Here is a 5142-nt window from a genome sequence, read left to right as displayed (position 1 = left end):
CGGCGCCCAGGAGCCGGCCCGCCCAGCCGCCGCGCGCAGCCGAGGTGCCGCCCCTCGGGACGGTGGTCTCGGCAGCCGAAACGAGACCGCCCGGCTGCCACCGAACCACCTCTGCGGAGGCGGCTCAGCGGCAGCCAGGCGGTCCAGTCTGACGGCACAGGCTCACGTGCGGTTTAGGGGGCGCGCTGCGGCGGGGTTCTGGGGTGGACGGGCTCTGGGGGTGGCACGCCGCTGAAGCGGGGCTTCTGAGGCGGCCCGGCGGCCCGACTTACGCCCGGCGGGCGCTACCTCGTCGCGGCGGCGAGGGGGACTTCGGAGTCGGGCTCCTTGGTGATGCGGTTGCGCAGGTCGCGGCGCACGATCTCGATGCTCCACAGCCACACGATGTGCCCGAAGAACTCGGAGAAGTGCTCACCGAACGGCTGGTTCCACGGGGCGGGCACGATGCCCATCGCCGGCATGAGGAACACGTGGAAGGCGACGTAGACGACGATGCCGAAGGCCGCGCCCTGCCACAGCTTGATCTGCGGCCAGTACTCGGCGACGACGCAGTAGAGGAGGCCGAAGAAGATCGCGAAGCCGAAGTGCACGACGAAGCTCATGATCGGGCGCTCGTTGCCCAGGTACGAATACGTCATGTGCGAGGTGTCCGGCGACATGCCGAGCATCTCGAGCAGCGCCTGCGGCGGGTTCGTGGCGTCGCGCTCGGGCGTGCGGGGCGGGAACGGAATTTCCCAGCCGAACTTGACGATCGCGGAGAAGATGCCGCCGATGAGGCCCACGAGGGCGGCGACGCCGACGCGGCGACGCACTGGATCGGTGAGAGCAACCATTCCTGTGACTCCTTTGTGAGGGATGAAGCGAATTGGTGACCGCCGCGGCATTGGACCGGCCGGGGACTTTCCCGCCATCGAGCGTCGAAGAAAGCGCGCGTATTACCCGCAACAGCCCTGGGATAAGGCGCCCTTAGCTCGGTATGCCTGCTCATCGTAAAGCCTGATGAGACGCCCGGGCGTGTCTGAGTGCGCCCGAATGTGTCGTGCACTCCGGCTCTCCGATCGGCCCCTACCTGAATCGACACAGGTCAGAGAGCTGGGCTAGCAGGCATCCCTGCCATGGCGGGACCTAGGTCACCGATCACCAGGTGGGACGGGGCGATCCGGGGGTCGCGGCACCCGTGGTTGGGCAGACCGATTCCGACTCGTCACCGACGCGTTGCGCGGGGAACAACTCCGGTCCCGACAGTGTTGTCCATTGGAACTTCAACGACCCATCAGATTCGCTGCGGCGCCCGGGAGGGCCCCGTATTCGCCGCCGCAGCCGGCGCCGTCATCTTGCGACGGCAGCACGGCGGCATGCCCGAGCGAATCACCGAAAGGACTGCTGTGAGCGTGACGCTCGATTCCACACCTGCCGCCCCCGCCGCCCTCGATCTGGGCACGCCGCGCGGACGGCACCTCGTCGCCATCGACATCGACGGCACGACCTTGCACCACGACGGCACCCTCAGCGACGACGTCTACTCGGCGGTGCGCCGCGCCGTGGCCGCCGGGCACGACGTCGTCGTCGCCACCGGCCGCTCGCTGCTCGAGGCGTGGCCGGTCATCGACGCCCTCGGCCTGCGCACCGGTTACGCCGTGTGCTCCAACGGCGCGGTCACGCTGCGCCTCGACGCCGCCGAGCCGGGCGGCTACCGCATCGTCGACCAGGTGACGTTCGACCCGCGGCCCGCCCTCGAGCTGCTGCGCAACGCCTGGCCCGGCGCGGTCTTCGCCGTCGAGCGCGTCGGCGTCGGCTTCGACGTCAGCGCGCCGTTCCCCGACGGCGACCTGTCCGGTCACCTGCGCGTCTCCAGCTGGGAGGAGCTGATCGGCGAGCCGACCACCCGGCTCACGTTCTTCAGCCCCGACGCCCACGTCGCCGAGTTCGCGCACACCGTGGAGCGGATCGGGCTGCACGGCGTCAACTACGCCGTCGGCTACACCGCGTGGCTCGACGTCGCCCCGGCCGGGATCTCCAAGGCCAGCGCGCTCGAGGACGTGCGGGTCCGGCTCGACGTGCCCGGCCACCGCACGGTCGCCGTCGGTGACCAGCGCAACGACCTGGAGATGCTCGCGTGGGCGGCCTGCGGGGTCGCCATGGGCAACGCCCCCACCGAGGTCAAGGCGGTCGCCGACCTGGTGACCGCGGACGTCCGCGAGGACGGCCTCGCCGCCGTGCTGCGAGGGCTACCGGCCGCGCGCTGAGTCCGGCCGGCAGTTCCGCGCTGAGCCCGGCCGCCGAAGCGGCAGCACCGGCAGCACCCGATCGGTCCCCGCGGAGTCAGGCCGGGGCCGCGCGGCTCGGGGTCCGACCACTCGCCTGGGCCCCACGTACCATCGCGGGTATGTCCCCCACTGCGCCCGGTTCGGGAGGTTCGCGGCGCCGTGCGGCGGTCACGCTGGTCGACGTCGCCCGCGAGGCGGGCTGCTCGGTGTCGTTGGCGTCCATCGTGTTTCGCGACGCACCGGGCGCCTCCGACGCCACCCGGGTGCGGGTGCGCGCGGCGGCGGAACGGATCGGCTACCGGCCCGACTCCCGGGCTCGGTGGCTGCGGCGCGCGCAGTCGGGGCTCATCGGGGTCGTCTTCAACGTGCGCCAGCAGTTTCACGCCGGGCTCGTCGAGGGCTTGTATCAAGCGGCTGAGACGATGCCCGACATCGACCTGGCGCTCGCCGCGGTCTATCCCGGCCGCGACGACGCGCGCGCCGCGGAGGGGTTGCTGCGGGAGCGCTGCGAGGCGCTCATCATGATCGGCCCGTTCATCCCTACCGGGCGGATCGCCCGGCTCGCGCAGGAGGTGCCGGTGGTCGTCGTGGCGCGTGCGCTTCGGGCTCCGTCGGTCGACCGGGTGCGCGTCGACGACCGGCGCGGGTGCGCGCTCGCCGTCGATCACCTCGTCTCCCTCGGTCACACCCGCATCGCCCATGTCGACGGCGGCGACGCCCCCGGTGCCGCGGAACGTCGCCGCGGCTACCTGCAGCGGATGCGCGCCCACGGGCTGGAGGAGTTCGCCGACGTCATCGGCGGCGGTGCCACCGCGCACGACGGCGCGGTCGCGGGCCGGGTGCTCCTGCAGCGCGAACCGCGCCCCACCGCGGTCGCGGTCTTCAACGACCTGGCCGCGATCGGGCTCATGAACTGGCTGGGCTTTCACGGCGTGCGCGCGCCGGAGGCGGTGTCGATCACCGGCTTCGACGACACCGCCGAGGCGGCGGGGGCCACCGTGCCGCTGACGTCGGTCTCCCAGGAGCTCGAGCTGATGACGTCGACCGCGCTGACCCGGGCCGTGGACCGCGCGCGGGGCCGCTGCGAGCCCGGCGAGGTCGTCATCGAGCCGCGCCTCGTCGTGCGCGACAGCTGCGCGCCCTACAGTGGGTCGGGTGACTGACGACCCGAGCCCGGAACCGCTCGCGCAGGACGCCCCCTGGTGGACCCGCGCGGTCGTGTACCAGATCTACCCGCGCAGCTTCGCCGACTCCGACGGCGACGGAGTCGGTGACCTCGGCGGCATCCTGACCCGCCTCGACCACCTCGCCGACCTCGGCGTCGACGTGCTGTGGCTGTCGCCGGTGTACCGCTCGCCGATGGACGACAACGGCTACGACATCAGCGACTACGAGCACGTCGACCCGGTGTTCGGCACCGACGCCCAGCTCGAGGCGATCATCGACGGCTGCCACGCGCGCGGCGTCAAGCTCGTCATGGACCTCGTCGTCAACCACACCTCCGACGAGCACGCGTGGTTTCGCGACAGCCGGGCCGGCGGCGAGAAGCGCGACTGGTACTGGTGGCGGCCGCCGCGGCCGGGGCATGTCGGTGGTGAGCCCGGGGCGGAGCCGACGAACTGGATGTCGTTCTTCGCCGGCTCCGCGTGGGCCTTCGACGAGGCGAGCGGCGAGTACTACCTGCACCTGTTCAGCCGCCGCCAGCCCGACCTCAACTGGGAGAACCCGGCGGTGCGCGAGGCGGTCTACGCGATGATGAACCGCTGGCTCGACCGCGGCGTCGACGGCTTTCGGATGGACGTCATCAACCTCATCTCCAAGAACGTCGTGCGCGGGGAGCCGGGGCAGCCGGGGGAGCGCGGGGAGCCGGGGCTGGTCGACGGCGAGCCGCTCCCGGGCACGCCGTGGGGCAACGGGTTCGACCACGTGATCTGCGGGCCGCGGATCCACGAGTTTCTGCACGAGATGCACGAGCGGGTGTTCGCGGGTCGCGACGCGCCGCTGCTGACGGTCGGGGAGATGCCGGGGGTGACGCCGGCGCAGGCACGGCTGTTCACCGACCCGGCGCGGCGCGAGGTCGACATGGTGTTCCAGTTCGAGCACGTCAGCCTCGGGCACGGGCCGGGCGGCAAGTACGACGCCGGGCCGGTCGACTTCGTCGAGCTGAAGACGAACCTCGCCCGCTGGCAGCGCGCGCTCGACGCGGTCGGGTGGAACTCGTTGTATTGGGACAACCACGACCAGCCGCGCGCGGTCTCCCGCTTCGGCGACGATTCGCCGGAGCATCGGGAGGCGTCGGCGAAGGCGCTGGCGACGATCCTGCACCTGCACCGCGGCACGCCGTACGTGTACCAGGGCGAGGAGATCGGCATGACGAACTACCCGTTCGCCGCGATCGAGGAGGTGCACGACATCGAGGCGCGGCAGAACTACGAACAGGCGGTGGCGCTGGGCACCGATCCCGAGCGGGTCATGGCCGCGATCCGGCGGGTGGGCCGTGACAACGCGCGCACCCCGATGCAGTGGGACGCCTCGCCGGAGGCGGGGTTCACGACCGGTTCGCCGTGGCTCGCGGTCAACCCGAACCACGAGTCGATCAACGTGGCCGCGCAGGCCGGCGACCCCGACTCCGTGCTCGCGCACTACCGGCGGCTCATCGACCTGCGGCACCGCGACGAGACGGTGGCCCTCGGGGCGTTCGACCTGCTGTGGGCCGATCACCCACGGTTGTGGGCGTTCACGCGCCGGCACCGCGGGGACGAGCTGCTCGTGCTCGTCAACTGCTCGGGCGAGCCGCTGGCGGTCGACCTCGACGCGGCGGGCGGGCCGGCGGGAGGTGCGGCGGCGTGGGCGCACGCGAGCCTCGTGCTGACGA

General features: G+C 71.9%; 4 protein-coding genes. 3 read left to right on the top strand and 1 reads right to left on the bottom strand.

What is annotated here, in order from left to right; genetic code table 11:
• Positions 1-284: 284 nt before the first annotated feature.
• Positions 285-833, bottom strand: coding sequence for a YagU family protein (locus PINTE_RS20290; protein ID WP_068434246.1), 549 nt, complete (start codon positions 831-833; stop codon positions 285-287).
• 558 nt (positions 834-1391) lie between these two features.
• Here PINTE_RS20290 and PINTE_RS20285 point away from each other — a divergent pair.
• The 3 genes from PINTE_RS20285 to PINTE_RS20275 form a co-directional block, all read left to right on the top strand.
• Positions 1392-2246 carry an HAD family hydrolase gene (locus PINTE_RS20285; protein ID WP_245643079.1) on the top strand — a complete coding sequence of 285 codons (855 nt, stop codon included), beginning with the start codon at positions 1392-1394 and terminating at the stop codon, positions 2244-2246.
• A gap of 140 nt (positions 2247-2386) precedes the next feature.
• Positions 2387-3430 carry a LacI family DNA-binding transcriptional regulator gene (locus tag PINTE_RS20280; protein WP_068434244.1) on the top strand — a complete coding sequence of 348 codons (1044 nt, stop codon included), beginning with the start codon at positions 2387-2389 and terminating at the stop codon, positions 3428-3430.
• On the top strand, positions 3423-5142 hold a 1720-nt coding region (locus PINTE_RS20275), incomplete at its 3' end, for a glycoside hydrolase family 13 protein (RefSeq protein WP_084343863.1). The genes PINTE_RS20280 and PINTE_RS20275, both read left to right, overlap by 8 nt.

Source organism: Piscicoccus intestinalis NBRC 104926, assembly GCF_001515525.1.
GTDB classification, from domain to species: domain Bacteria; phylum Actinomycetota; class Actinomycetes; order Actinomycetales; family Dermatophilaceae; genus Kineosphaera; species Kineosphaera intestinalis.
This window is presented reverse-complemented; position numbering and strand designations above follow the sequence as displayed.

What these genes read in the sequence shown, in the direction of transcription:
- PINTE_RS20280 (WP_068434244.1), top strand. Translation starts at nt 2,387, where the DNA reads ATGTCCCCCACTGCGCCCGGTTCGGGAGGTTCGCGGCGCCGTGCGGCG.
- PINTE_RS20290 (WP_068434246.1), bottom strand. Translation starts at nt 833, where the DNA reads ATGGTTGCTCTCACCGATCCAGTGCGTCGCCGCGTCGGCGTCGCCGCC.